The following is a 22,184-nucleotide window of genomic DNA, read 5'->3' as shown; positions in this document are numbered from 1 at the left end:
CACCGCGAACCTGAAACTCAAGCCCCGACCGCGGCCCACCACGAACCTGAAACTCAAGCCCCGACCGCGGCCCACCGCGAAACTGAGACTCAAGCCCGCACCAACGCCGGGCCTTCGCGCGGATGAAGTGTGAGTGCCGAGCGCGCCGGACACGATGTCAAGGACGAGGCGGCCGCTACGACCATCGGGGACGACACCACGAGCTGGGAGGGCGCATGTCACGCAACACGGAGACGGTGGAGAAGTATCTCGACGGGTTTCGGAAGAGCGATCACGAGCAGGTTCTGTCGTGTCTCACCGATGACATCGAGTGGACGGTGTTCGGGGCGTTTCACCTTCGTGGCAAGGCCGCCTACGACGCGAACATCGAAGGGCCCGGGTTTGCCGGGCCGCCCCGGCTCGAGGTCGTGCGGATGGTGGAGCAGGGCGACACCGTCATGGCCGAGTTGAGTGGGTCGGCGACGCGGGACACCGGTGAGGTGATGCGCATGTCGATGGCCGAGGTGTTCCGGATGCGGGACTCCAAGATCTGCGAGCGGCGGGCCTGGGTGATCGAGCTCAAGGAGAACGATCATCGCTGAGAAATTGTCCGAAAGTACTAGCGGAATTGCTTTGCGGAAACGACACGCCGCTTTTGCTATCACTTCCCATCGGCGGGAAATGGCAAACCTGTGAATCGCCTGAAATAAAACGAGGGCCGCACCCGTCGCCGGGGTGCGGCCCTCGTCGTGCAATGAATTACCGGTGGCCGTGCGGGCGGTTCGGGCCGTGGCCGTGGTGCTGGCCGCGAACGTCCTTCGTCACCTTCAGGGCGACCCAGCCGCGCTTGAAGCCGCGCTGCACGCGGTCGCAGTCGAACCGGTCCCACTTGTCGTGGAACTGGCCGATGCGGCCGACCTTGAAGCACTGGCTCTGCGTGCGGTAGAAACCGACAAGGCGCTCGCCACGGGGGCTCTTGTGGTCGCTGGCCTGCGCGGCCGCGCCACCCTGGGCCGGGCCGGCGAGGGCGACGGCGGCGGGGGTAACGCCCATGGTCAGGCCGGCGGCCAGAGCCACACCGGTCATCGTGATCTTGCGCGTGACCTTATTCATGACAACTGCCTTTCTCTCTCATCAAGCGGTGCCTGATGGAGAGAATGTTAGGAGGCACGCTGCATTTTCTCCGTACAGAAACGCAACCACTAAAGAGTGAACGAGCAGTTTAAAAGATCATTTAGAATCGTCGCGCAGATACATATACCAGTATGAGGTGGCGACGAAGATGACGGCGCCGGCCAGCAGCCAGTTGCGCAGTGTGTCGTCCCAGCCGAGGCCGGGCACGCCGGCGAAGATCGCGGCCGGCAGGAAGAACATGCTGGCCACGACGTGGTCGAAGCCCATCGCCACGAACGCCATGATCGGGAAGAAGATCACCAGGATCTTGCCGGACAGCGTGTCGGCGGCGAGCGACATCCAGACGGCCAGGCACACCAGCCAGTTGCAGCCGACGGCACGCAGGAAGATCTGCCAGTTGCTCTCGTGCATCCCCTTGGCCTCGGCGATGCCGGCGAGCCGCTCGTAGGCCATGCCGCCGGAGGTTCCCGCGCCGGTGCCGACGTCGCCGATCACGCCGCTCTGCACGGCCAGGAAGTACGCGACGAACACCGCACGGCGATCGCCACGAGCCCGCCGAAGGCTATGTACGCACCGGCCAGAAACCCGCCGACCAGGGTCTTGTCCCACCTGAGCTCGGCCTTCTTGACGCCCTCAGCCCAGCCAGCCGGGGCGGATCAGGCCGGCCTCGTACGCGTAGACGACCAGCTGGGCGCGGTCCCGGGCCCCCAGTTTGATCATCGTGCGGCTGACGTGGGTCTTGGCAGTGGCCGGGCTGATCACCAGACGGCCCGCGATCTCGTCGTTGGACAGTCCCTCGGCGACCAGCACCAGCACTTCGCGCTCGCGGTCGGTGAGCTGGTCGAGGGCCACCGGCGGCGGCGCCTGCCGGCCGCGGCTGCCACCGGCGAACTCGCCGATCACGCGGCGCGTCACGCTCGGCGAGAGCAGCGCGTCGCCGGCCGCGACGGCACGGACCGCACGGATCAGCTCGACCGGCTCGGTGTCCTTGACCAGGAAGCCGGAGGCCCCCGAGCGGAGCGCCTCGAAGACGTACTCGTCAAGCTCGAAGGTCGTCAGAATGACCACCCGCACGTCGCTCAGGTCGGCCTCGGCCGCGATGCGCCTGGTCGCCTCCAGCCCGTCGACGCCCGGCATCCGGATGTCCATCAGCACGACGTCGGGCCGCGTCTGCTGGGCCAGCTTCACCGCCTCGAGCCCGTCGGCCGCCTCCCCCACGATCTGGATGTCCGGCTCCGCGTTGAGCAGCGCCCGAAATCCGGCCCGTACGAGCAGCTGGTCGTCCGCCAGCAACACCGAGATCATCTAGCACTCCTCCTTGGGCGTCGGCAGCAACACCGAAACGAGATAGCCCCCGTCGACGGGTCCGGCTTCCAGCTGCCCACCCAGACTCTCGGCCCGGGCCCGCATCCCCGCGATCCCGGTTCCGGCGTGCCCCTCCGCGGGCGCGCCCGGTGGCGAGGCATCGGTGCCGTCGTTACGGATGCCGAGGTGCAGGGTGGTCGGCAGATAGTCGACGTTGACGCGGGCCGCGGCGCCCGGGCCGGCGTGGCGGCGGACGTTGGTCAGGGCCTCCTGCACGATCCGGTACGCCGCGCGGTCCACCTCGGGCGGCAGGTCGCGTGGGTCGCCGGTCACCTTGGTCTCGACCGGCAGGCCGGCGTCGGCCGTCAGATCCTCCAGCCGGCTCAGGCCCAGTGCGGGCTGGCGCGGCGCGGCCTCGTCCTCGGTGCGCAGCACGCCCAGCACCGCGCGGACCTCCCGCAGAGCCTCCGCGCTGGCCGTCTTGATCGCCGTGAGCGCCTCGCGGGCCTGCTCCGGCTGGCGTTCCATCAGGTGCAGCCCGACCCCGGCCTGCACGTTGATCAGCGAGAGATGGTGGCCGAGCACGTCGTGCAGCTCGCGCGCGATCCGCAGCCGCTCCTCGGAGGCCTGCCGCTTCTCCTGCTCCTCACGGGCCCGCGCGCGTTCGGCCCGGACCTTCATGATCTCGGCCATGTGCTCGGCCCGCGACTTCGAGGCGCTGCCCAGGAAGACCATCAGCACCATGCCGACGGCCAGCAGCAGCGCCTCCCGCAGTCCGGGCCGCACGCCCGGGTCCAGTCCCAGACGATCGGCAAAGAAACCACAAATTAGGAGGTACGCCGCGTAAGCCGCCCCGCCCGACACGACGGCCGCCGTGAGCCGCCCGTTACGCGCGATCTGGAAGAGCGCCACCGCCGGCGCCACCGCATAGACCCAGCTCGGCTCGGCGAACGTCGCGAACCCGATCGACGCCGCCGCCGCGATCGCGAAGACGGTGACCGGACAGGCCCGCCGCCACAGCAGCGCGACCGGCCCCACCACCAGCAGGGTCCAGGCCCACGGCGTCAGCGGCAGAAAGACCCCGCCTTCGTCGGCCAGCCCGTTCCCGCCCAGCACGTGGAAGAGCACCCCGGCGATGACCGACTTCGGGCGGTGCTGGGCATCGGCGTGCGGGCGACCGGACACGTGCTTCCGTGGGCGTACACCTTGCGGTCGGGGTACTCCAGAAGTCGTACATCTGAAGCAGCTGATAACCCACAGGCCGCAGGAAAGATGCTCCGGCGGGCCGACGCCGCAGGCGGCGGGAACGCCGATTCTGGTGACACGGAAGCCCACTGAGGAGGAACCGTGGAAGCCAACAGCTGGTCCGGCACCAAGAGGATGCGGACCTCCGACAAGGAACGTGAGCAGGTCGCCGAGATCCTGCGGGCCGCGATGGCCGAGGGACGACTCGACCTGACCGAGGGAGAGCAGCGGCTGGCCGCCTGCTACGCGGCGACGTACCGGGACGAGCTCACTCCGCTGACGGCCGATCTGCCCGGTAACGGACTGTGGGCACTCGCCGAGTCACCCGAGGTGAAGAAGGCGACACGCCGGGGCCTGCGGCGGCATTTCAACATCGTCGTGTCGGTCGCGATGATCCTGACCGGTTTGTGGATCATCTCGGGGGCGCACTTCTTCTGGCCCGCGATCCCGCTCGCCTTCCTGGTCATGGGCCTCATCCGGCACGCTCGATGGGGCCGCTACGCCTACGCCCAGCGGGTGGCGCCGTGGAACGCGCCCGGCTATTCGGGGCACCAGCGCTTCCACAGTGGCCATCGAGGTTGTTGATCTTCCCTCCCCGCTCTGCCAGAGTTACCCGGCTCTGTGGGGAGGGACAACACAACATGATGGGTCCGTCGCACGCCCTTTCGGGCGCGGCCGCCTGGCTCGCCGGCAGTTGGGCACTCGACCAGTTCGCCGGGTACGAGCAGTCACCGCTGGCCGTGGGCGTCGGCACGCTCGTCTGCGCGGGCGGTGCTCTGCTGCCCGACCTCGACCTGTCCGGCAAGGTCACCCGCAACCAGGGTGGCGCCACGGTCGCGCGGACGTTCGGCGTGTTCTCGCTGTTCGCGGCCGAGGTGATCGAGAAGGTGTCGCTCGGCGTCTACACGGCGACCCGGCTCAGCAAGGATCCGCGCCGCAACAACGGGCACCGCACCTTCACCCACACGCTGCCGTTCGCGGCCCTGGTCGGCTGGGGCACGACGGCGCTGGCCACCAACTACGGCAAGTGGGCGGTGGTCGGGATCGTGTTCTTCATGGCCGGCCTGGCGCTGCGCGGCCTGTTCGACGAGTGGGCCGAGCGTGCCGGCTGGGTGATCGTGACCCTCTGCTCGGCCGCGATCGCCTGGTTCACGGCGGCCAATCTGCCCGGCGACCGCGGCTATCCGTTACTGGGGTTCGCGGTCGCGGTCGGCTGCGTCGTGCATTTGCTGGGCGACATCATCACGTCGGCCGGCGTGCCGATCCTGTGGCCGATACCGACCGGGCGCAAACTGTGGCGGATGGTCGGCGTCCCGAACGGCATGGCGGTCAAGGTCGGCGGCAAGGTCGAGACGATCGTTCTCCGCACGGCCTTCGTGATCATCTCGATCGTGTCGATCGCCGGCATCTTCGCGCCTTCCCTTTTGCACCAGCTCGAACTGGACACTTGGGCCGACCGCGGCTGATTCATTGACAGGCGTCGCTGCGGCTCGGATTGTCGAGCCATGCGGGCTCGCCTGATTCTCCTCGTCGTAGCAGCGGTTCTGGCCGGTTTCGCGGCGCCGGCCTCGGCCGCCCGGACGTCGTTGCGCGCGGCCGATCCGAGCGTCATCCGGGTCGGCACGACCTACGTCGGCGTGCAGTCCACGGGTGGCGGCATCGCCGTACGCCAAGGATCGTCGCCCGAGGCAGTGGCCACCGCATCAGCGCGCACGGTCTGGAGCGACACCCGCAACCTCGGCGAGGTGTGGGCGCCGGAGATCGTGCTGGACGGCGGCCGTTATTACATCCACTTCTCGGCCGGGCGCGGTTCGGCCCATCGGATGTACGTCATCAGCTCGGCCTCCGCCGCCACCGGCTACGGCGCCGAGACGCAGGTGGCGCTGCCGGACAACAAATGGGCCATCGACGGCAGCATGTTCGTCCACAACGGGCAGCGCTGGTTCGTGTGGTCCGGCTGGGCCGGCGACACGAACGTCGAGCAGAACATCTACATAGCAAAGATGACTAGTCCGTACGCGGCCACGGGCGCCCGCTTCATCATCTCGCAGCCGCGTGAGGGCTGGGAACGCGTCGTCGGCAACCCGTTCATCAACGAGGGCCCGGAGCCGATCCGCGACCCCAACGGCCAACTGCACATCGTCTACTCCGCCAACGGCAGCTGGAGCGACCAGTACTGCCTGGCCGACCTGCGACTGCGCGCCGGCGGCGACCCCACATACGTCTGGGACTGGTACAAGTCCAACGGCTGCCTGTTCGGCTCGAACCGGGCCACGATGATGCCCGGCTGGGACCCCACGCTCAACGTCAACGGCCCCGGCCACCACACGTTCGTCCTGCTGAACGGCGACATCGCCACCAGCCCACCGGCCGGCCCCCGCTTCCCGTTCGTCTACCACGCGGTCGCGAAGGGCACGCCGTACGCCTGGGAGAACCGCTACTGGTACACCGGCACTTTCGTCTGGTGGGGCAACACCACATACTCACGCGCGAACGTCCCCGGCCCCACCTCGGACACCGGCTTCAGCCTGAAGTTCTTCGAGTAACCGCGCCCTACCGCTCGCGCCGCAACACCGTGTCCGCAAGCTCGTAGTTGTGACCTTCCCAATGCACCGTCTGACCGGTCAGCAGATGTTCGGCCAGCACCCGAGCCGACAGTGCGAACCGCGGCTCATGAAGCGCCTCGACGAGATCGTCATGCCAGCCGGAGGCTCGAATCTGATCCGTCCCGGCGTCCCGGTATTCCGAAGGGCTGAAGGTGAGACCCGGATATCGATCCCCAAGATGTTCATTGGATTCACCGGGTACGGCCAGGACCGACCGGCGGACGATGACGAACATTGCCGCCGCGCCGGCCTCGACATCTTCGGGAGCATGCAGAACGCATACCTCCATGAAGCGCATGCTGATCGCCGAAAGCCGGCGTTCAGTGGTCGATGGCAGACACGACATGGTCCAGAAGTCGCGTTCCGTCGCCTCGACATCATCGACCGCCGCCGCGAGATAAGCCCGGTGCGCTGCTGCGACAGGGCGCAGAAATCTGGTCGACGCCAACTTCTCGAAAGCCTGCCGTTTGCCCGCATGAGCTCGCATGAAAGCTTCGTCGCGCTGCATCTCCGGCCTTTTGCCCATCACGACCCCCCGAGCCCCGCGTTCATTGAGCAGACTAACGGGCGAGGTGCCACCAGACCTGGGACCTGCAAACCATCCAGGCGCCATTGGAAACGCTCGGCACCGGGGCATGCCCCCGTGGGAGAATGCGGCGTGCGCGGCACGATTGATGCCGACCAGGTGCCGAACCTCTACGTCCTCGGAACGTCCCCGGCCCGGCATGGTTCTTCGAGTGAGTGTACGAGCGTGGCCGCGACGATCGCATGACCGCGCGCGTTGATGTGCAGTCCGTCGGCGCCCAGCACGCGCTGGTCCGGGTGCGCACCGAAATTGATGTGGAGGCCGCCGTGATCGCGGACGGCGCGCTCGGTCAGCTCGCTCAGAGTGCGCAGCCGGCCGGCCGCCTCGGCGCCCAGGGTGCCGGAAAGGTCGAAACAGCCGAAAGTCACCACCAGCGCGCCGGCCCGGCTGAGAGCCGCGATCATCGCCACGAGGTCCGCCTCGACCGCACCCGATGAGAAGGATCGCCGGACGGCGTCGTTGGCGCCAGCCGCGAGAATCGCCAGATTCGGGCGGAACGCCAGCGCCGGGCCCAGCTGCCCGGCCCTGATCTCGGCGGCCAGGGCGCCGTGCACACCGAGGTTGAGGTATTCGGCCGGTGCCAGGGCCAGCGTCAGCGTCTCGGCCCAGGTCTGTGTCGGAAAGCCGTCGACCGGGTCACCCCGGTGGACGGCGATGCTGTCGCCCAGCACGGCGATGCGGTGCCAGGCCTTGTCTTCGGTCATGCGCGGACGCTAAGCGACCGGCCTTGAAGCTTTCTCGCACGTCCTACAGTCCACAGCGTGACCGAAGTCCGGTTGCGATTGCTGGGAGCGGTGGAGCTGCGCGTCGACGGGACGGACGTGCCGCTCGGACCGGCGCGCCAGCGTACGGTCCTGGCCGCCCTCGCGGTGGACGCCGGCCGGCCCGTGCAGATCGACACGATCGTCGACCGGGTGTGGGGTCTCTCGCCGCCGGAGCAGGTGCGCGGCGTCCTGTACAGCTATGTGAACCGGCTGCGGGGAGCGTTACGCGTGGCCCGCGACCGGGCGGTGCTGGCCCGGCGTTCCGGCGGGTACGCCCTCGACATCGACCCGTCGTGCGTCGACCTGCTCCTCTTCGACCGGCTGGCCCGCGGCGGTTCCGCCTCCGAGCTCGACGCGGCGCTCGCCCTCTGGCACGGACCGGCCCTGGCCGGCCTCACCGGCGAGTGGGTGTCGCGCACCCGCGACCTGCTCACGCACCGGCGGCTGGAGACGACGGCCGGCTGGGCGCGGGCCCAGCTCGCCGCCGGCCGGGCCGAAGCGGTGATCGACGTGCTGCGGCCGTTGGCCGGGAAGCACCCGCTGGTCGAGCCCCTGGCCGCGCTCCTCATCGAGGCGCTGCACCGGCAGGGCCGCGGCGCCGAGGCCCTCGACCGGTGGGCCGCCGTGCGGCGGCACCTCGTCGCCGAGCTGGGCACCGAGCCCGGGCCGGAGCTGCGGGCGCTGCACCGGACCCTGCTGCGCCCGGCCCCCTCCACGCCGAACTCCCTGCCGGCCGACACCGCCGCGTTCACCGGCCGGCGCCCCGAGGTCGACCGTCTCCTGCATTGCGGCCCAGGTGTCCAGGCCGTCGCCGGCATGCCCGGGGTGGGCAAGACCGCGCTGGCGGTGCACGTGGCACACCGGTTGCGGGGTGCCTTCCCCGACGGACAGCTCTACGTCAACCTGCACGGCCACACCGCCGGCCGCGACGCCGCCGGCCCCACCGATGTGCTGGCCACCCTGCTCATCGCGGACGGACTCGACCCGCGGCGGCTACCGTCCGGCCTGGAGGCCCGCTCGGCGCTGTGGCGGGCGCGGATGGCCGAACGGCGCACTGTGATCGTGCTCGACGACGCAGCCGGCAGTGATCAGGTGATACCGCTGCTGCCGGCCGGCTCGACCTGCCTGGTGCTGATCACCAGCCGGCGCTTCCTGGGCGACCTGCCCGGCGACGCCGTACCCGTGTCGCTGGACGTGCTCACCGCCGACGAGGCCGGCACGATGTTCCGCCGGCTCGCGCCCGCCCGGCCGGACGACCCCGCCGAGCTGGTGGCCGCGTGCGGCCACCTTCCGCTGGCGGTCGCCCTGCTGGCCCGGCTGCTGCGACGGCATCCCGGCTGGACGGTGGCCGACCTGCTCCGCGAGACCCACGAGCGGCTCCTCGACGCCACGGCCGAGCACGCCAGCATCGCCGCCGCCTTCGACCTGTCGTACCGTCACCTGCCGGCCACCCGGCAGCGCCTCTTCCGCCTGCTCGCCCGGCACCCGGGCACCGATTTCGAGCCGTACGCCGTCGCCGCCCTGGCCGAGCTGCCGGTCGCCGCGGCGCTGGCCGAGCTGGACGCTCTGCACGCCGACAACCTGCTCACCGAGATGGGCCGGCGCCGGTACACGATGCATGACCTGATCCGCTCGTACGGACAGAGGCTGGCCGAGCCCGACGCCGCGGCCCTCGGCCGCCTGCTCGACTTCTACGCGGCGACCGCGAACGCCGCCGACGCGCGCCTCGCCCGGCTGACCCGGCCCGGGCCGCCGCCCGCGCCCCTCCCCGAGGATCTCGATCCGCTGGCCTGGTTGCGGGCGGAGAGAGCCAACCTGACCGCCTGCCTGGCGGTGGCCGAAAAGCCCGGACAGATCGTGTCCCTCACGGCCGGGATGGCCGAGCTGCTGCGGCGGGACGGGCCGTGGAGCGAGGCGCTGACCCGGCACGCCGCCGCGGTGGCCGTCGCGTCCGGCCTGGAGCGGGCCAATGCGCTGGTCGATCTGGCCACCGTCCGCCGGCTGACCGGCGACTATCCCGGCGCCGTCCGGGACGCCCGCGAGGCGCTATCCGGCTACGGCTCGATGGGTGACCGGCTCGGCGGGGCCAACGCGCTGACCGTGCTCGCCAAGGCGTTGTCGCGGGAGGCCGGATATCTCGAGTCGATGCCGGTCATCGCGCGGGCTCTCGGCGCCTACCGCACGCTCGGCGACCGGCACGGCGAGGCCGGCGCCCTGGTCGAGCTGGCGATCGCCCGCGGTATGACCTCCGACTTCCACGGCGCGCGGCAGCTTCTGGGCCAAGCCCTCGCCCGCTACCGATCGCTGGGTGACCGGCCCGGCGAGGCCTACGCCCTGCGCATCCTGGGCGTCGCGCACGGCCGGGTCGGCGACTTCACCGGCGCCCGGCAGCTTCTGACCGAAGCCCTGGAGCTCTACCGCCGGCTGGGCGCCCGCCTCGGCGAGGCGCTCACCCGCAACGACCTGGGCCGGGTGGTCGCCGGCCTCGGCGACTACCCGGCGGCCGTCGGCGCGCTGCGCGCGGCCCTGACCAGCCACCGCCGCCTCGATCACCGGATGGGCGAGTCGACCGCCCTGCTCTACCTGGGCGCGGCCCTGCGCCGCTCCGGCGACCCGGCCGGCGCCGCGACCGCTCTGCGGGAGGCCCTGGCCATCGACCGCGAGATCCACAACCGGAGCGGCGAGGCCATGGTCCTCAACGAGCTGGGCGCCCTGCACCGCCTCACCGGCGACGCCGGCCGTGCGCGGACCGCCCATCGGGAGGCCCTGGCCGTGGCCGGTCAGGTGCACAGTCCTTTCGACCGGGCCCTCGCCCTGGCCGGTCTCGGCCAGTGCGACGTGGCCGGTGGCCGTGCTCCGGAGGGCGCCGCCCAGCTCCGCACCGCGCTGCGCATCCTCCGTCGCATAGACGCCGCCGAGGCGGCGGAGGTGGCGGCCGACCTCGAGGCGCTGCTCCGGGAGGCTCGCAAGAATTAGTCAAGGTGGCCGTCCCACGCTGCGGCCATGACTACTCCGTACGCCCACGGGACCTCGGCCCAGCCGCTGCTGGACGACACCATCGGCGCCCGGCTCCGGCACACCGCCGACCGGTTCGCCGAGCACGACGCGCTGGTGGACGTGCCGACCGGCACCCGGTGGACCTACCGGGAGCTCGACGACCGGATCGACCTGGTGGCCCGCGCGCTGCTCGGCATGGGCATCACCAAAGGCGACCGCGTCGGCATCTGGGCCACCAATCGCCCCGAATGGGTGCTGGTGCAATACGCGACCGCCCGCATCGGGGCGATCCTCGTCAACATCAACCCCTCCTATCGTACGGACGAACTGCGTTACGCCCTCAGGCAGTCCGAAGTGGTTCTGATGATCGCCGAGGAGGCGTTCCGGTCGTCCAACTACCGCGCGATGATCAGCGAAGCCCGGCCGGACTGCCCCGCGCCGGCCACTGTGATCTTCCTGGGCTACTTCGTGGCCCGGCGGCGCGTTCGACGCGCGCGCGACCCTGGCCGCGGTCGAGCGTGAGCGGTGCACCGCGCTCTACGGCGTGCCCGCCATGTTCATCGCCGAGCTGGCCGAGCCCGGCTTCGGCGACTTCGACCTGTCCAGCCTGCGCACCGGCGTCATGGCCGGGTCGCCCTGCCCGGTGGAGGTGATGAAACGGGTCGTCGCCGACATGGGAATGACCGAGGTGACCATCTGCTACGGCTTGACCGAGACGTCACCGGTGGCCACGCAGAGCCGTCCCGAGGACGACCTGGGCCGGCGGGTGACCACGGTCGGGACGCCGCTGCCCCATGTCGAGGTGAAGATAACTGGAACATGCCCGAGCGCACCGCCGAGGTGATCGACACGTCCCGCTGGATGCATGCCGGTGATCTGGCCGTGATGAACCCGGACGGCTACATCAACATCGTCGGCCGCATCAAGGACGTGGTGATCCGCGGCGGCGAGAACGTCTACCCCACCGAGGTCGAGGAGTTCCTGCGCACCCACCCCGGCATCGCCGACGTCCAGGTGATCGGCGTCCCCGACGACCGCTACGGCGAGCAGGTCATGGCCTGGGTCATCCCTCGCCCCGGCGCCGAGCCACCGACCGCGGCGACGCTGCGCGACTTCTGCGCTGGCCGCCTCGCCACCTACAAGATCCCGCGGTATGTGAAGACGGTAGACGCCTTCCCCCTCACGGTGACCCGGAAGGCCGCGATGCGGGAGCGCTCGATCCGCGAACTGAGCCTGGAGGCCGCCGCGATCGTCAGCACGGCCTGACTTCCTCACTGCTCCTCACCGGCCGCACCCTCCATCCCGCCACCGGCGGTGGCCGGCTCCTTCGCCCCGCCACCGACGGCGGGCGGAGGCGGCATTCCGGCGAGAAGAGCGACGATCTTGACGCCGGCCGGGGAAGACTGGCGGAGCACGCGAAGACCGTACATCTGGCGCTGTCGCTCCAAGATTTGCTCGTGGCGGTAACGTGCGCGCTCGCCCCGGAGGTGCAGGGCGTATCTGACCACGCCGCTGGCATGCCAGGCTTGACGATCGCCATCGTGGACGGTCACGCGGTCTTCCGTACGGCCGTGGCCGCCTACCTGGAGAGCAAGGGCATCGAGGTCGCCGTCAATGTGGCCACCGGCGACGAACTGCTCGCCGGGATGCGGGCGCATCCGGTCGACATCGCGGTCGTCGACGTGCGCCTGACCCCGGACAGCGACGAGGGCGGCATCGAGCTCGCCCGCACGGTCAAGCGCGAGTTCCCCGAGGCCGCCATCCTCATCCTGTCCGCCTACACGGCCACCGACCAGGCCATCAGGCTGATCAGCGATTTCGAGCAGAGCATCGGCTACCTGCGGAAGGACGAGGTCGACGTCGACGACCTGGGCGTGCAGCTGACCCGCCTGGTCGCCGGACAACAGGTCCTCGGCCGCTCCTTCGTGGACCGTTTGCTGCGGCCGACGATTCGCGAGAGCGCCCTGACCTCCCTCACCCGGCAGGAACGCGAGGTCTTGCGGCTGATCGCCCAGGGCTACTCCAACGCGGGCATCGGCGGCGCCCTGTCCCTGGCCGAACGCACCGTCGAGGACCACGTCCGCCGCATCTTCACCAAGCTGAACATCACCAGCGAGGGCGCCGCACCCACCAACAAGCGGGTCCTGGCCGTCCTGACCTGGCTACGCGAGAACTCCCCCGACTGATTCCTCCTCGGATCTTGGACTCGCCCTCACCAAGGGCTTCGCCGGGGCGGAGACTGCCCCCAGAAGCGGAGGGCTCCCGCCTGCCTGACCGAGCCTGGGAGCACTCATGGTGGATCAGAACGTACCGGCTCCGTCCCGGCTGACCGGTGCCGCGTTGTGGGCCGCGCTCTTCGCCATCGTGCTCTGGGTGGTCTTCGCGGTCATCCCGCTGTTCCGGGGCGGCCGGACCGAGACCGAGCGGACGCGGCTGAGGCCAAGCAGGAGGCCGTCGCGGCGAAGGCGGACGCCGACACGCAGCGCGAGGCGGCGACGAAGGGTGTCGCGCTGGCCACGATGGTCATGGCCGACGGCGCTGATCCGCCGACCGGCGAGACCGGCGGCCTCGAGCGCATGGGCGCGGACCGCGGGGGCGGGGCCGAGTCGGCGGAGGTCGTCCGCAAGAGGCATGCGGAGCTGGCGCGGACATTGTTCGGGGATCTGGTCGACTGGGGGATCAGGGCAGCAGACGGATCACGGCCGCGGGGCAGCGGTCCACCGCCTGCTGGACCGCGTCCTGTTCCGAGTCGGGTGGGGAGTCGGTCAGCAGGATGACTATGGCCTCGTCGGCGTCCTGGTCGAAGACCGAGGGGGCCGTCATCGCGCAATTGCCCGCGCCTATGCAGTGGTCGCGGTCGACGGCCACCTTCATGTCCAGGCCACCGGGAGCTCGGCCGGGCCCCGCACCACCGAGTCCTTCTTCCACTCGACCTCGTTCAGCGGCACCGCCACGCGCAGGGTCGGCACCCGGGTGGCCAGGGCGCGCAGGACCGTGGTCAGTTCCATGCGGGCGATCTGCTGGCCCACGCAGGCGTGGGCGCCGTGGCCGAAGCCCAGGTGGGCGCCGGGCTTGCGGGTGATGTCGAAGTCGTCGGCGTCGGCGTGCAGGGCCATGTCGCGGTTGCCGGACTGGACGGCCACCACCACGTAGTCGCCGGCCCTGATCGGCTGGCCGTTCACCTCCGTGTCCTCGGTGGCCTGGCGCAGCAGGCCCGTGCCGACCGCCAGGTAGCGCACCAGTTCCTCGGTGGCCGACGCGGCCGTCGACGGGTCGGCGACCAGCTTCTCCCACTCGCCGGGGATGTTCAGAAGGGCCAGGAGACCGTACGTGATCATGGAGGCTGTGGTGTCGAAGCCGGCGATCAGCAGGGCCGCGTTCATCTCGGTGAGCTCGGTGTCGGTCAGCGGGCGGTCGCTGTCGGCGCTGTGCTCGATCATGCGGCTGAGCACGTCGTCGCCGGGCTGGGCGCGGCGGGTGGCGACCGCCTCGTACAGATAGGTGTAGAGCGGGGTCAGCGCCTCGCGCAGCTGGTCCGCTTTCGTCGAGGTGTCGAACAGGGCCATCGCCGCCTCGTGCAACAGGTGGCGTTGCGACGAGGGCACCCCGATCAGTTCGGCGATCACCGAGGTGGTGATGGCGGTGGAGAACTGGCTGTGCAGGGGGTACGGCTGGGGCGAGGCCAGCATGCGGGTGATGGCCTCGTCGGTGATCCGCTCGACCATCGGGCGCAGCTCGGCCAGGCGGCGCGCGTGTGTCACCTGCGGGGCGAAGTTGCGGCGGATCCGCACGTGTTCCGGGCCGTCCATGCGGGTGAAGTTGTCGATCGGGCTTTCCGGGCCGTACGACGAGAGCACGTGCGCGGCCAGGCCGGGCCGGGTCGAGAAGCGGCGGCCGTCGCCGAGCACCTCGCGCACCCCGGCGTAGTCGGAGATCAGCCAGGCGTCGAGGCCGGTCGGGCAGGACACCCGGATCATCGTGGCGCCGGCGCGCAGCTCCGCGTACTCGGGCGGCGGATCGAAGGGCCGTTCGTCCTCGGCCGGCATCGGCATGGCGGGCAGTGACATCCCCGTACCTCCCCGTGAGATTTACGCCGCCGACCCTACTAAACATCTACGTTGATCGATACGAGGAAATAGAAGCCGTGCGAACTGTGGAGGTCACCGCGCCCGGTGGGACGCGGTGGGAGGTGCGGGTGGTGTGGGAGCCGCGGTGGCGGGTGATGGCCCGGCGTTTCGGCGGGTGGCGCGCCAAGCGGCGCAAGGACATCGGGCCCGGCGACGCGCTGAGCGGCGGGGCCGAGGTGAGCAGCGAGGTCAGCAGCAGCGGCGGGAACTTCAACGACGAGTTCGTGATCATCGCGATCGTGTTCTTCGCGTTCGTGCTGGCCGCGGTCCTGTTCTGGTGGGTGCTGCTGCCGCTGCTGCTGATCGTCCTGGACGCGCTGATCATCCTGATCCTGCTGGCCGCCTCGATGGTGGCCCGGGTGCTGTTCCGGCGGCCGTGGATCGTGCGGGCCACGTCCGCCACCGGCGAGACCACCGAGGTCGAGGTGGTCGGCTGGCGGGCCGCCCTCCGGCGCCGGGACGCGATGGCCGACGAGCTGCGGCAGCCCCGGTAGGGTCGGAAGCGAGGAACGACCATGGCGTGAGGGGTAAAGCGTTGCCTACGCAGATCACTGTGGCCCGGGCCGAGCCGGGGCTGCTTCCGCATTTTCCCGATGTCGTGCGACTGGCCGACGGGCGGCTGCTGGCGGCCTGGCGGGAGAGCACCGGCCACGTGAAGGCGGACGGCCGGATCCGCCTCGCGGAGAGTAATGACAACGGCAAGACCTGGAGTGAGCCGCGTACGGCGGTGGACGGCCCCTTCGACGACCGCGATCCCAAGCTGGTCGTGCTGAGGGACGGCACGGTGCTGCTCAGCTACTTCGTGATCGAGTGGACCGAGCCCTGGCACACCACCCACGGCACCTGGGTCCACCGCAGCACCGACAACGGCGAGACCTGGGGTGAGCCGATCCTCGTCGGCACGGCCATGGCTTTGCCGGAACAGGAGCGCCGGGCCTCGAAGACCTTCTCGGCCTCGCACGGCGCGGCGGCCGAGCTCCCCAGCGGCGATCTTCTTTTCCCGCTGTACGGGCGGCTGCCCGGCGAGGCGTGGATGCGGGCGACCGTGGTGCGCAGCACCGACGGCGGGCGCACCTGGCCGGCCGAGAGCGAGGTGCTGCTGGCGGCGGCCGACGGCGTGCACTTCCAGGAGCCGACGCTGACGGTGCTCGACGACCGCGTGATCGTGCTGATCCGCACGACCGTGGGGCACGCCTACATCGCCGAGTCCACCGACGACGGGCACACGTGGAGCATCGCCCAGCCGACCGACATGCCCGCCTCGTCGCATCACGCTCTGCGGTTGAGCACGGGGGAGGTCCTGGTGACGTACGGTGACCTCAAGCCCCGGTTCTCCGAGCATCGCGACACGGTGGGCCGCCTCGTGCGGGAGCCCGAGAAGGGCTGGGACGGGTACGGCGATGTGCAGCTGTACGACTCCGGTCACTCCGACCAGGCGAACCCGTCGAGTGTGGAGCTCGAGCCGGGCAAGTTCCTGACCCTGGGCTTCGACGTGCGGGCGGCGACCGTCGTGGCGATCTTCACCGAGACGGGTGACTACCCGCAGTAGAGCGCGTCAGTAGCGAACGTCCGCGGGCTTGTCCGACAGGGGCAGGCCCGCGGCTTGCCAGGCCTCGAAACCGCCGATCAGGTCGGTCGCCCGCCACAGGCCCAGGGCTTGCAGGCTCGCCGCGGCCAGGCTCGAGCTGTAGCCCTGACGGCAGACCACGATGATCTGCACGTCGTGGTCGGTGGCCTCGGGAATCCGATGCGGCGACGTCGGATCGAGGCGCCACTCCATCACGGTCCGGTCGATGACGATCGCGCCCGGCAGGTCGCCCTGCTCGGCGCGCTGCGGATCCGTGCGCGTGTCGATCAGCAGCGCGCCGTTGAGAACAGCGGCCTGAGTCTCGTGCGGGTCCAGGCGGAGAAGGCCCTCGCGGGCCTTCTCCAGCAGCGTCTCGATGCCGGCCGTCATGCGACGATCATGCCGGTTCCGGGCGCGAGTCGCAGAGGAAGAGCCTCACTCGATTTCGTACGCCAGGTTCGGCCGCAGCCAGCGTTCCACTTCGTCGACGCTCATGCCGCGGCGGGACGCGTAGTCGGTGATCTGGTCCTTGCCGAGCCGGCCCACGGTGAAGTAGCGCGAGTCGGGGTGGGCGAAGATGAGGCCGCTGACCGCGGCGGCCGGGGTCAGCGCGTACGACTCCGTCAGGCCCACGCCGATCTCCCGCGTCCCCAGCAGGTCGAAGAGGTCCTTCTTCTCGCTGTGGTCGGGGCTGGCCGGATATCCCAGCGCCGGCCGGATGCCCCGGAAGCGCTCGGCGTGCAGGTCTTCCAGCTTCGGCTGCGAGCCGGGCTCGAACCACTCGCGGCGGACCTGCAGGTGCAGATATTCGGCGAACGCCTCGGCCAGCCGGTCGGCCAGCGCCTTGACCATGATGGCCCGGTAGTCGTCGTTCTCCGCCTCGTACTTGGCCGCGAGGTCCTCGGCGCCGTGGATGGCCACCGCGAAGCCACCCAGGTGATCGCTGGAAGGGGCGATGTAGTCGGCCAGCGAGCGGTTGGCGCGGCCCTCCGGCTTCTGGGTCTGCTGGCGCAGCATCGGGAACTTGACGCCGTTGGCGAGCACGATGTCGTCGCCGTCGCTGTGCGCCGGCCAGAACGCGTACCGGCCCCGGGCCTGGAACGAGCCGTCCGCGATGATCTTGTCGAGGAGGGTGTTGGCGTCGTCGAACAGCTCACGGGCGACCGGCTGCTCCAGGATGGCCGGGTATTTGCCCTTGAGCTCCCAGGCCAGGAACAGGAACTGCCAGTCGATCATCTCGCGCAGCTGGGCGATCGTCGGCTGCACGTCGCGCACACCGGTGAAGGCCGGCGTCGGCAGGTCGCTGAAGTCGACCTGCTCGCGGTTGGCCCGGGCCTGATCGAGGGTGAGCAGCGGCTGCGCGTGCCGGTTGGCGTGCTGCTCGCGCAGCCGCTCCTGGTCGGCCCGGTTGGCCACGTCGAGCTTCTCGGCCCGGTCGGGGTCGAGCAGGTCGGAGACCACGCCGACGACCCGCGACGCGTCGAGGACGTGCACAGTGGAGGCCTCGTAGGCGGGCGCGATGCGGACGGCCGTGTGCTGCTTGGACGTCGTCGCCCCACCGATGAGCAGGGGCAGTTTGAGGCCGCGGCGCTGCATCTCGGCGCCGACCGCGACCATCTCGTCGAGCGACGGGGTGATCAGGCCGGACAGGCCGATGACGTCGGCGCCCTCGGCCACGGCGGTGTCGAGGATCTTCGCGGCCGGGACCATGACCCCGAGGTCGATCACCTCGTAGTTGTTGCAGCCGAGCACGACGCCGACGATGTTCTTGCCGATGTCGTGCACGTCGCCCTTGACCGTGGCCAGCACGACCTTGCCCTGGCCGCGACTGACCTCGGCCCGGCCCTCGAGGCGGGCCTGCTCCTTCTCGGCCTCCATGTACGGCTCGAGGTAGGCCACCGAGCGCTTCATGACGCGGGCGCTCTTGACCACCTGGGGCAGGAACATCTTGCCCGAGCCGAACAGGTCGCCGACGACCTTCATCCCGTCCATCAGCGGGCCCTCGATCACCTCGAGCGGCCGCTTCTTTTCGAGTCGGGCTTCCTCGGTGTCCTCCTCGATGTAGTCGACGATGCCGTGGACCAGGGCGTACGACAGCCGCTCGGCGACCGGGGCCTCGCGCCAGGACAGGTCGACCTCGCGCTGCTTGCCCTTGCCGGTGACCGTGGAGGCGAAGGTGACCAGCCGGTCGGTGGCGTCGGGACGGCGGTCGAAGAGCACGTCCTCGACCAGCTCCAGCAGGTCGGCCGGGATGTCCTGGTAGACGGCGAGCTGACCGGCGTTGACGATGCCCATGTCGAGGCCGGCCCGGACCGCGTGGAACAGGAAGGCCGAGTGCATGGCCTCGCGGACCACGTCGTTGCCGCGGAACGAGAACGACAGGTTGGAGATGCCGCCGCTGGTGCGGGCGCCCGGGCAACGCTCTTTGATCAGCGGGAGGGCCTCGATGAACGCCTTGGCGTAGCCGTTGTGCTCGGAGATGCCCGTCGCGACCGCGAGGACGTTCGGGTCGAAGATGATGTCGTCCGGCGCGAACCCGGCCACGTTCACCAGCAGGTCGTACGCCCGCCCGCAGATCTCGACCTTGCGATCGCGGGTGTCGGCCTGGCCCTCCTCGTCGAAGGCCATGACCACCACGCCCGCGCCGAAGTCACGGATCTTGCGGGCCTGGGCGAGGAAGGCCTCCTCGCCCTCCTTGAGGCTGATCGAGTTGACCACGCCCTTGCCCTGCACGCACTTGAGGCCGGCCTCGAGCACGCTCCACTTGGAGCTGTCGATCATGACCGGGATGCGGGCCACCTCGGGCTCGGTGGCGATCAGGTTGAGGAAGGTGGTCATCGCCTGCTCGCTGTCGAGCAGGTCGGCGTCCATGTTCACGTCGAGCAGGTTGGCGCCACCGCGCACCTGGTCGAGGGCCACGTCGACCGCGCCCTGGTAGTTGTCGGCCTCGATGAGCCGGCGGAACTTGGCCGAGCCGGTGACGTTGGTCCGCTCGCCGATCATGACGAAGCCGGTGTCGGGGCCGATCGCGAACGGCTCCAGGCCGCTGAACCGGGTCGTCTCGGCCGGCGGGTTGATCACGCGCGGTGTCGCGCCGCGGGCCGCGAGAGCGATCTGCCCGATATGCGCCGGAGTCGTCCCGCAACAGCCGCCGACGATGTTGACGAGGCCGTCGTCGATGAAGCCCTTCACCAGGGCGGCGGTCTCCGCGGGCTGCTCGTCGTAGCCGCCGAACGCGTTGGGCAGGCCGGCGTTCGGGTGGGAGGCGACGTAGACGTTGGAGAAGCGGGCCAGATCGGTCACGTGCGGGCGCATCTCGGTCGCGCCGAGCGAACAGTTCACGCCCACGACCAGCGGCTCGGCCCGCTCGATGGAACGCCAGAACGCCTCGACGGTCTGGCCGCTGAGCGTGCGCCCGGACAGGTCGACGATCGTCACCGAGATCCACAGCGGGAGGTCGGGCGCGACCTCCCGGGCGGCCGCGATGGCCGCCTTGGCGTTGAGCGTGTCGAAGATCGTCTCGATCAGCAGCAGGTCGACGCCGCCCTCGGCCAGGGCCGCGATCTGCTCCGCGTACGCCGCCTTGACCTGGTCGAACGTGACCGCGCGGTAGGACGGGTCGTCGACCTTGGGCGACAGCGACAGCGTGACGTTGAGCGGGCCGACCGAGCCGGCCACGAACCGGGTGCCCCCGGCCTCGTCGGCCGCCTGCCGGGCGAGCCGCGCGGCCTGGACGTTCATGTCGTGCACCAGATGCTCCAGGCCGTAGTCGGCCTGGGCGATGCTGGTCGCGGTGAACGTGTTGGTCGTGGTGATGTCGGCGCCGGCCGCCAGATATTGCCGGTGGACGTCGAGGATCACGTCGGGCCGGGTCAGGATCAGCAGGTCGGGGTCGCCCGTCACGTCCTGCGGGTGATCGGCCGGGATCATGTCGCCGCGGTAGTCGTCCGGTGTCAGCCCGGCGCCCTGCAGCATCGTGCCCCAGGCGCCGTCGAGCACCAGGATCCGCTCGCCGAGCAGACGCTTGAGCTCCGCGACGCGCTCTTTTCTTTCCACACCGACCACCTCCGTGGTTACAACGGAGGCGCCCTTGGTCGGATTGCACCGAGCGAGCGTGGCGGGGATCACTCCCCGTTGCAGCGCCTCTCGCTTCGGACCACCCAAGTTACCGCAATCTCATTTCGCGTCGGCGTATGCGCCAACTGTTGAGACATCGAGCGGGAAGCGCACCGTTGTGTCCCCGAAAAGCATCCTGCCCGCCTTGGCGGCGCTGTCGTGCACGGCGGCGACCACCTGCTCCGCCTCGTCGGCGGGGCAGTGGACGACAACTTCATCGTGCACGAAAAGCACGAGCTCGGCCCGGGTTCCCTCCAAAGCCGTACGCAGTGTGGCCAGCAACACCAGCGCCCACTCGGCCGCCGTGGCCTGCACGACGAAGTTGCGCGTGAAGCGCCCGCGCGCCCGCCCGGACGCCCCGCCCAGCGGCTGCTCGGTCTCGGGCGGGTCCAGCCCGGCGTCGTCGCCCCAGGTGGCGGACGAGGGCGGGCACGTGCGGCCCAGCCACGAGCGGACCAGGCCACCGGCCTCACCCGTGCGGGCGGCGGCCTCGACATAGTCGAAGGCGACCGGGTAATGCTTGCGCAGCACGGCCAGGGCCGGGATGGCGTTGCCGCCGGTCTGCCCGTACATGGCGCCGATCAGCGCGACCTTGGCCTTGGCCCGGTCGCCGTCGAACGAGTTGGCGGCCAGCGCCGCGTAGAGGTCACCGGCCGCGCCGGCCTCGGCGAACCGCCGATCGCCGGACATCGCGGCCAGCACCCGCGGCTCGAGCTGCCCGGCGTCGGCCACCACGAAGCGCCAGCCCGGATCGGCGACCACGCCCCGGCGCACGGACTTGGGCACCTGGAGGGCGCCGCCGCCGCGGGCGGCCCAGCGGCCGGAGACGACACCACCCGGCACGTACTCGGGCCGGAATCGGCCGCCGGTGACCCACTGGTCGAGCCAGGACCAGCCGTGCGCGGTCCAGATGCGGTAGAGCTCCTTGTATTCGAGCAGGGGTTTCACGGCCGGGTGCTCGACCTGGCGGACCACCCAGGCCCGGGTGTTGGGGATGTCGATGCCGGCCCGGGCGAACGCCTTGACCACCTCGGCCGGGGAGTCGGGATGCAGCCCGTGCAAGCCGAAGGCCGCGTTGATCTCGGCGGTCAGCTCGGCCAGGCGGCGCGGCGGCCCGACCGCCTGGGGCGGGCCGAGCAGCTCGCGCAGCAGCTCGTCGTGCAGGTCGGCCCGCCACGGCAGACCGGCGTGGCCCATCTCGGCCCCGACCAGGGAGCCGGCCGACTCGGCGGCCACGAGCAGTCGGAAGCGCCCGGGGTGCTCGGTCTCGGCGACTCGGCGCAGCTGATCGCCATACACCTCGGAGATGGTCTGAAGAGCGGCCGCCGGCGCGGACACGGTGTCGAACAGGGCGCCCTGGGCGAGGCCGGGCGGCTCGGGCAGGCGCGGCGGCGGATCGGGCGGAACGGGCCGGCCGTGCAGGCGGGCGTGGGCGGCGGCGAGCGACCGGGGAGCGCCCCAGCGGCCGGCGTGGCCGAGCAGCAGCGCCTCGGTCAGCTCGAGATCGTGACAGCGGGCGACGCGGACCCCGGCCCGCAGCAAACCCGGATAGAACTCGGCGGTGGCCGGCCACACCCAGCGCGGCGCGTCGGCGGCCTCGCGCGCGGCGATCGCGGCCGGCAGATCGGCGGCGTGGACCGGCGGACCGGCGGGCGACCCGTCGGCCCGCAGATCTTGAAGGAGCCCCGACGGGTCCACCGCTACCAGCACCCCGTCATTCTGGCGAAGGGGTACGACAGTTTTCGTCAGCGCCGGGCG

General features: G+C 70.5%; 24 protein-coding genes. 11 read left to right on the top strand and 13 right to left on the bottom strand.

What is annotated here, in order from left to right; genetic code table 11:
* The first annotated feature begins 215 nt into the window (after positions 1 to 215).
* On the top strand, positions 216 to 581 hold the full coding sequence (locus tag CRP55_RS06990) for a nuclear transport factor 2 family protein (protein ID WP_097318848.1): 366 nt from the start codon (positions 216 to 218) through the stop codon (positions 579 to 581).
* A 157-nt stretch (positions 582 to 738) separates the two neighbouring features.
* On the opposite strand, the gene CRP55_RS06985 is transcribed toward CRP55_RS06990, so the two are convergent.
* From CRP55_RS06985 to CRP55_RS06970, 4 genes are all read right to left on the bottom strand, one after another.
* Positions 739 to 1,092: a hypothetical protein gene (locus CRP55_RS06985; protein ID WP_097318847.1), complete on the bottom strand. Its 354-nt coding sequence runs from the start codon at positions 1,090 to 1,092 to the stop codon at positions 739 to 741.
* Positions 1,093 to 1,209: 117 nt separating this feature from the next.
* Positions 1,210 to 1,644 (bottom strand): formate/nitrite transporter family protein, encoded by a 435-nt coding sequence (locus CRP55_RS06980; RefSeq protein ID WP_218854141.1) that lies wholly within the window; start codon positions 1,642 to 1,644, stop codon positions 1,210 to 1,212.
* Positions 1,645 to 1,746: 102 nt separating this feature from the next.
* Positions 1,747 to 2,418 carry a response regulator gene (locus tag CRP55_RS06975; protein WP_097318846.1) on the bottom strand — a complete coding sequence of 224 codons (672 nt, stop codon included), beginning with the start codon at positions 2,416 to 2,418 and terminating at the stop codon, positions 1,747 to 1,749.
* The gene (locus CRP55_RS06970; protein WP_097318845.1) at positions 2,419 to 3,603 is read right to left on the bottom strand and encodes a sensor histidine kinase; all 1,185 of its coding nucleotides are present in this window, start codon (positions 3,601 to 3,603) and stop codon (positions 2,419 to 2,421) included.
* 162 nt (positions 3,604 to 3,765) lie between these two features.
* On the opposite strand from CRP55_RS06970, the gene CRP55_RS06965 reads away from it, so the two are divergent.
* Genes CRP55_RS06965 through CRP55_RS06955 form a run of 3 tightly spaced genes read left to right on the top strand, consistent with a single transcriptional unit; the run spans position 3,766 to position 6,209 of the window.
* A complete protein-coding gene (locus tag CRP55_RS06965) occupies positions 3,766 to 4,248 on the top strand; it encodes a DUF1707 SHOCT-like domain-containing protein (protein WP_245922854.1) in 483 nt (160 codons plus the stop codon).
* A gap of 56 nt (positions 4,249 to 4,304) precedes the next feature.
* Positions 4,305 to 5,129 (top strand): metal-dependent hydrolase, encoded by an 825-nt coding sequence (locus tag CRP55_RS06960; RefSeq protein WP_097318844.1) that lies wholly within the window; start codon positions 4,305 to 4,307, stop codon positions 5,127 to 5,129.
* Positions 5,130 to 5,168: 39 nt separating this feature from the next.
* Positions 5,169 to 6,209: a glycoside hydrolase family 43 protein gene (locus tag CRP55_RS06955; protein ID WP_097318843.1), complete on the top strand. Its 1,041-nt coding sequence runs from the start codon at positions 5,169 to 5,171 to the stop codon at positions 6,207 to 6,209.
* 7 nt (positions 6,210 to 6,216) lie between these two features.
* On the opposite strand, the gene CRP55_RS06950 is transcribed toward CRP55_RS06955, so the two are convergent.
* Positions 6,217 to 6,777, bottom strand: a complete 561-nt coding sequence (locus CRP55_RS06950) for a hypothetical protein (RefSeq protein ID WP_143234438.1) — start codon at positions 6,775 to 6,777, stop codon at positions 6,217 to 6,219.
* A gap of 188 nt (positions 6,778 to 6,965) precedes the next feature.
* Entirely contained in the window at positions 6,966 to 7,559 is a 594-nt protein-coding gene (locus CRP55_RS06945; RefSeq protein ID WP_097318841.1) for an SGNH/GDSL hydrolase family protein, read from the bottom strand.
* A 57-nt stretch (positions 7,560 to 7,616) separates the two neighbouring features.
* Between CRP55_RS06945 and CRP55_RS06940 the strand changes: the two genes are divergently transcribed.
* Genes CRP55_RS06940 through CRP55_RS55560 form a run of 4 tightly spaced genes read left to right on the top strand, consistent with a single transcriptional unit; the run spans position 7,617 to position 11,882 of the window.
* A complete protein-coding gene (locus tag CRP55_RS06940; RefSeq protein ID WP_097318840.1) occupies positions 7,617 to 10,595 on the top strand; it encodes an AfsR/SARP family transcriptional regulator in 2,979 nt (992 codons plus the stop codon).
* Between the two features lie 27 nt (positions 10,596 to 10,622).
* Positions 10,623 to 11,138: an AMP-binding protein gene (locus CRP55_RS55570; RefSeq protein WP_281260760.1), complete on the top strand. Its 516-nt coding sequence runs from the start codon at positions 10,623 to 10,625 to the stop codon at positions 11,136 to 11,138.
* Positions 11,119 to 11,460 carry an AMP-binding protein gene (locus CRP55_RS55565; protein ID WP_438865771.1) on the top strand — a complete coding sequence of 114 codons (342 nt, stop codon included), beginning with the start codon at positions 11,119 to 11,121 and terminating at the stop codon, positions 11,458 to 11,460. Before CRP55_RS55570 ends, CRP55_RS55565 begins: the two co-directional genes overlap by 20 nt.
* On the top strand, positions 11,436 to 11,882 hold the full coding sequence (locus tag CRP55_RS55560; protein ID WP_342751524.1) for an AMP-binding enzyme: 447 nt from the start codon (positions 11,436 to 11,438) through the stop codon (positions 11,880 to 11,882). Before CRP55_RS55565 ends, CRP55_RS55560 begins: the two co-directional genes overlap by 25 nt.
* A 5-nt stretch (positions 11,883 to 11,887) precedes the next feature.
* On the opposite strand, the gene CRP55_RS52800 is transcribed toward CRP55_RS55560, so the two are convergent.
* Positions 11,888 to 12,031, bottom strand: a complete 144-nt coding sequence (locus CRP55_RS52800) for a hypothetical protein (RefSeq protein ID WP_179855046.1) — start codon at positions 12,029 to 12,031, stop codon at positions 11,888 to 11,890.
* Positions 12,032 to 12,142: 111 nt separating this feature from the next.
* Here CRP55_RS52800 and CRP55_RS06925 point away from each other — a divergent pair, with 111 nt between their 5' ends.
* On the top strand, positions 12,143 to 12,802 hold the full coding sequence (locus CRP55_RS06925; RefSeq protein WP_179855045.1) for a response regulator transcription factor: 660 nt from the start codon (positions 12,143 to 12,145) through the stop codon (positions 12,800 to 12,802).
* A gap of 114 nt (positions 12,803 to 12,916) precedes the next feature.
* Here the strand turns inward: CRP55_RS06925 and CRP55_RS06920 are convergent, their stop codons facing one another.
* The 3 genes from CRP55_RS06920 to CRP55_RS06910 are packed head-to-tail and all read right to left on the bottom strand — an operon-like array spanning position 12,917 to position 14,683.
* A complete protein-coding gene (locus tag CRP55_RS06920) occupies positions 12,917 to 13,249 on the bottom strand; it encodes a hypothetical protein (RefSeq protein WP_097318837.1) in 333 nt (110 codons plus the stop codon).
* Positions 13,250 to 13,295: 46 nt separating this feature from the next.
* Positions 13,296 to 13,490 (bottom strand): ferredoxin, encoded by a 195-nt coding sequence (locus CRP55_RS06915; protein ID WP_097318836.1) that lies wholly within the window; start codon positions 13,488 to 13,490, stop codon positions 13,296 to 13,298.
* Complete coding sequence (locus CRP55_RS06910) at positions 13,487 to 14,683, bottom strand: cytochrome P450 (RefSeq protein ID WP_097318835.1); 1,197 nt, start codon at positions 14,681 to 14,683, stop codon at positions 13,487 to 13,489. The genes CRP55_RS06915 and CRP55_RS06910 overlap by 4 nt, the downstream gene beginning before the upstream one ends.
* Positions 14,684 to 14,760: 77 nt before the next feature.
* On the opposite strand from CRP55_RS06910, the gene CRP55_RS52795 reads away from it, so the two are divergent.
* Both CRP55_RS52795 and CRP55_RS06905 read left to right on the top strand, forming a co-directional pair.
* Positions 14,761 to 15,237 (top strand): hypothetical protein, encoded by a 477-nt coding sequence (locus CRP55_RS52795; RefSeq protein WP_179855044.1) that lies wholly within the window; start codon positions 14,761 to 14,763, stop codon positions 15,235 to 15,237.
* A gap of 41 nt (positions 15,238 to 15,278) precedes the next feature.
* Positions 15,279 to 16,292 (top strand): sialidase family protein, encoded by a 1,014-nt coding sequence (locus CRP55_RS06905; RefSeq protein WP_179855043.1) that lies wholly within the window; start codon positions 15,279 to 15,281, stop codon positions 16,290 to 16,292.
* Between the two features lie 6 nt (positions 16,293 to 16,298).
* Here the strand turns inward: CRP55_RS06905 and CRP55_RS06900 are convergent, their stop codons facing one another.
* From CRP55_RS06900 to CRP55_RS06890, 3 genes are all read right to left on the bottom strand, one after another.
* On the bottom strand, positions 16,299 to 16,700 hold the full coding sequence (locus tag CRP55_RS06900) for a rhodanese-like domain-containing protein (protein WP_097318833.1): 402 nt from the start codon (positions 16,698 to 16,700) through the stop codon (positions 16,299 to 16,301).
* A gap of 45 nt (positions 16,701 to 16,745) precedes the next feature.
* Positions 16,746 to 20,366 (bottom strand): methionine synthase, encoded by a 3,621-nt coding sequence (gene metH / locus CRP55_RS06895; protein ID WP_097319212.1) that lies wholly within the window; start codon positions 20,364 to 20,366, stop codon positions 16,746 to 16,748.
* Between the two features lie 120 nt (positions 20,367 to 20,486).
* Positions 20,487 to 22,136, bottom strand: coding sequence for a bifunctional 3'-5' exonuclease/DNA polymerase (locus CRP55_RS06890; RefSeq protein WP_097318832.1), 1,650 nt, complete (start codon positions 22,134 to 22,136; stop codon positions 20,487 to 20,489).
* Positions 22,137 to 22,184: the final 48 nt, after the last annotated feature.

Origin of the sequence: Paractinoplanes atraurantiacus (genome assembly GCF_900215205.1) — a bacterium.
GTDB lineage: Bacteria > Actinomycetota > Actinomycetes > Mycobacteriales > Micromonosporaceae > Actinoplanes > Actinoplanes atraurantiacus.
The sequence above is the reverse complement of the archived record's forward strand: the minus strand, read 5'-3'. Positions and strand labels throughout refer to the sequence as shown.

Bases quoted from the DNA above. Each gene is read 5' to 3' on its own strand.
- CRP55_RS06990 (WP_097318848.1), top strand. From the start codon at position 216: ATGTCACGCAACACGGAGACGGTGGAGAAGTATCTCGACGGGTTTCGG.
- CRP55_RS06985 (WP_097318847.1), bottom strand. From the start codon at position 1,092: ATGAATAAGGTCACGCGCAAGATCACGATGACCGGTGTGGCTCTGGCC.
- CRP55_RS06975 (WP_097318846.1), bottom strand. From the start codon at position 2,418: ATGATCTCGGTGTTGCTGGCGGACGACCAGCTGCTCGTACGGGCCGGA.
- CRP55_RS06960 (WP_097318844.1), top strand. From the start codon at position 4,305: ATGATGGGTCCGTCGCACGCCCTTTCGGGCGCGGCCGCCTGGCTCGCC.
- CRP55_RS06955 (WP_097318843.1), top strand. From the start codon at position 5,169: ATGCGGGCTCGCCTGATTCTCCTCGTCGTAGCAGCGGTTCTGGCCGGT.
- CRP55_RS06950 (WP_143234438.1), bottom strand. From the start codon at position 6,777: ATGCAGCGCGACGAAGCTTTCATGCGAGCTCATGCGGGCAAACGGCAG.
- CRP55_RS06945 (WP_097318841.1), bottom strand. From the start codon at position 7,559: ATGACCGAAGACAAGGCCTGGCACCGCATCGCCGTGCTGGGCGACAGC.
- CRP55_RS55570 (WP_281260760.1), top strand. From the start codon at position 10,623: ATGACTACTCCGTACGCCCACGGGACCTCGGCCCAGCCGCTGCTGGAC.
- CRP55_RS55560 (WP_342751524.1), top strand. From the start codon at position 11,436: ATGCCCGAGCGCACCGCCGAGGTGATCGACACGTCCCGCTGGATGCAT.
- CRP55_RS06920 (WP_097318837.1), bottom strand. From the start codon at position 13,249: ATGCCTCTTGCGGACGACCTCCGCCGACTCGGCCCCGCCCCCGCGGTC.
- CRP55_RS06915 (WP_097318836.1), bottom strand. From the start codon at position 13,490: ATGAAGGTGGCCGTCGACCGCGACCACTGCATAGGCGCGGGCAATTGC.
- CRP55_RS06910 (WP_097318835.1), bottom strand. From the start codon at position 14,683: ATGTCACTGCCCGCCATGCCGATGCCGGCCGAGGACGAACGGCCCTTC.
- CRP55_RS06900 (WP_097318833.1), bottom strand. From the start codon at position 16,700: ATGACGGCCGGCATCGAGACGCTGCTGGAGAAGGCCCGCGAGGGCCTT.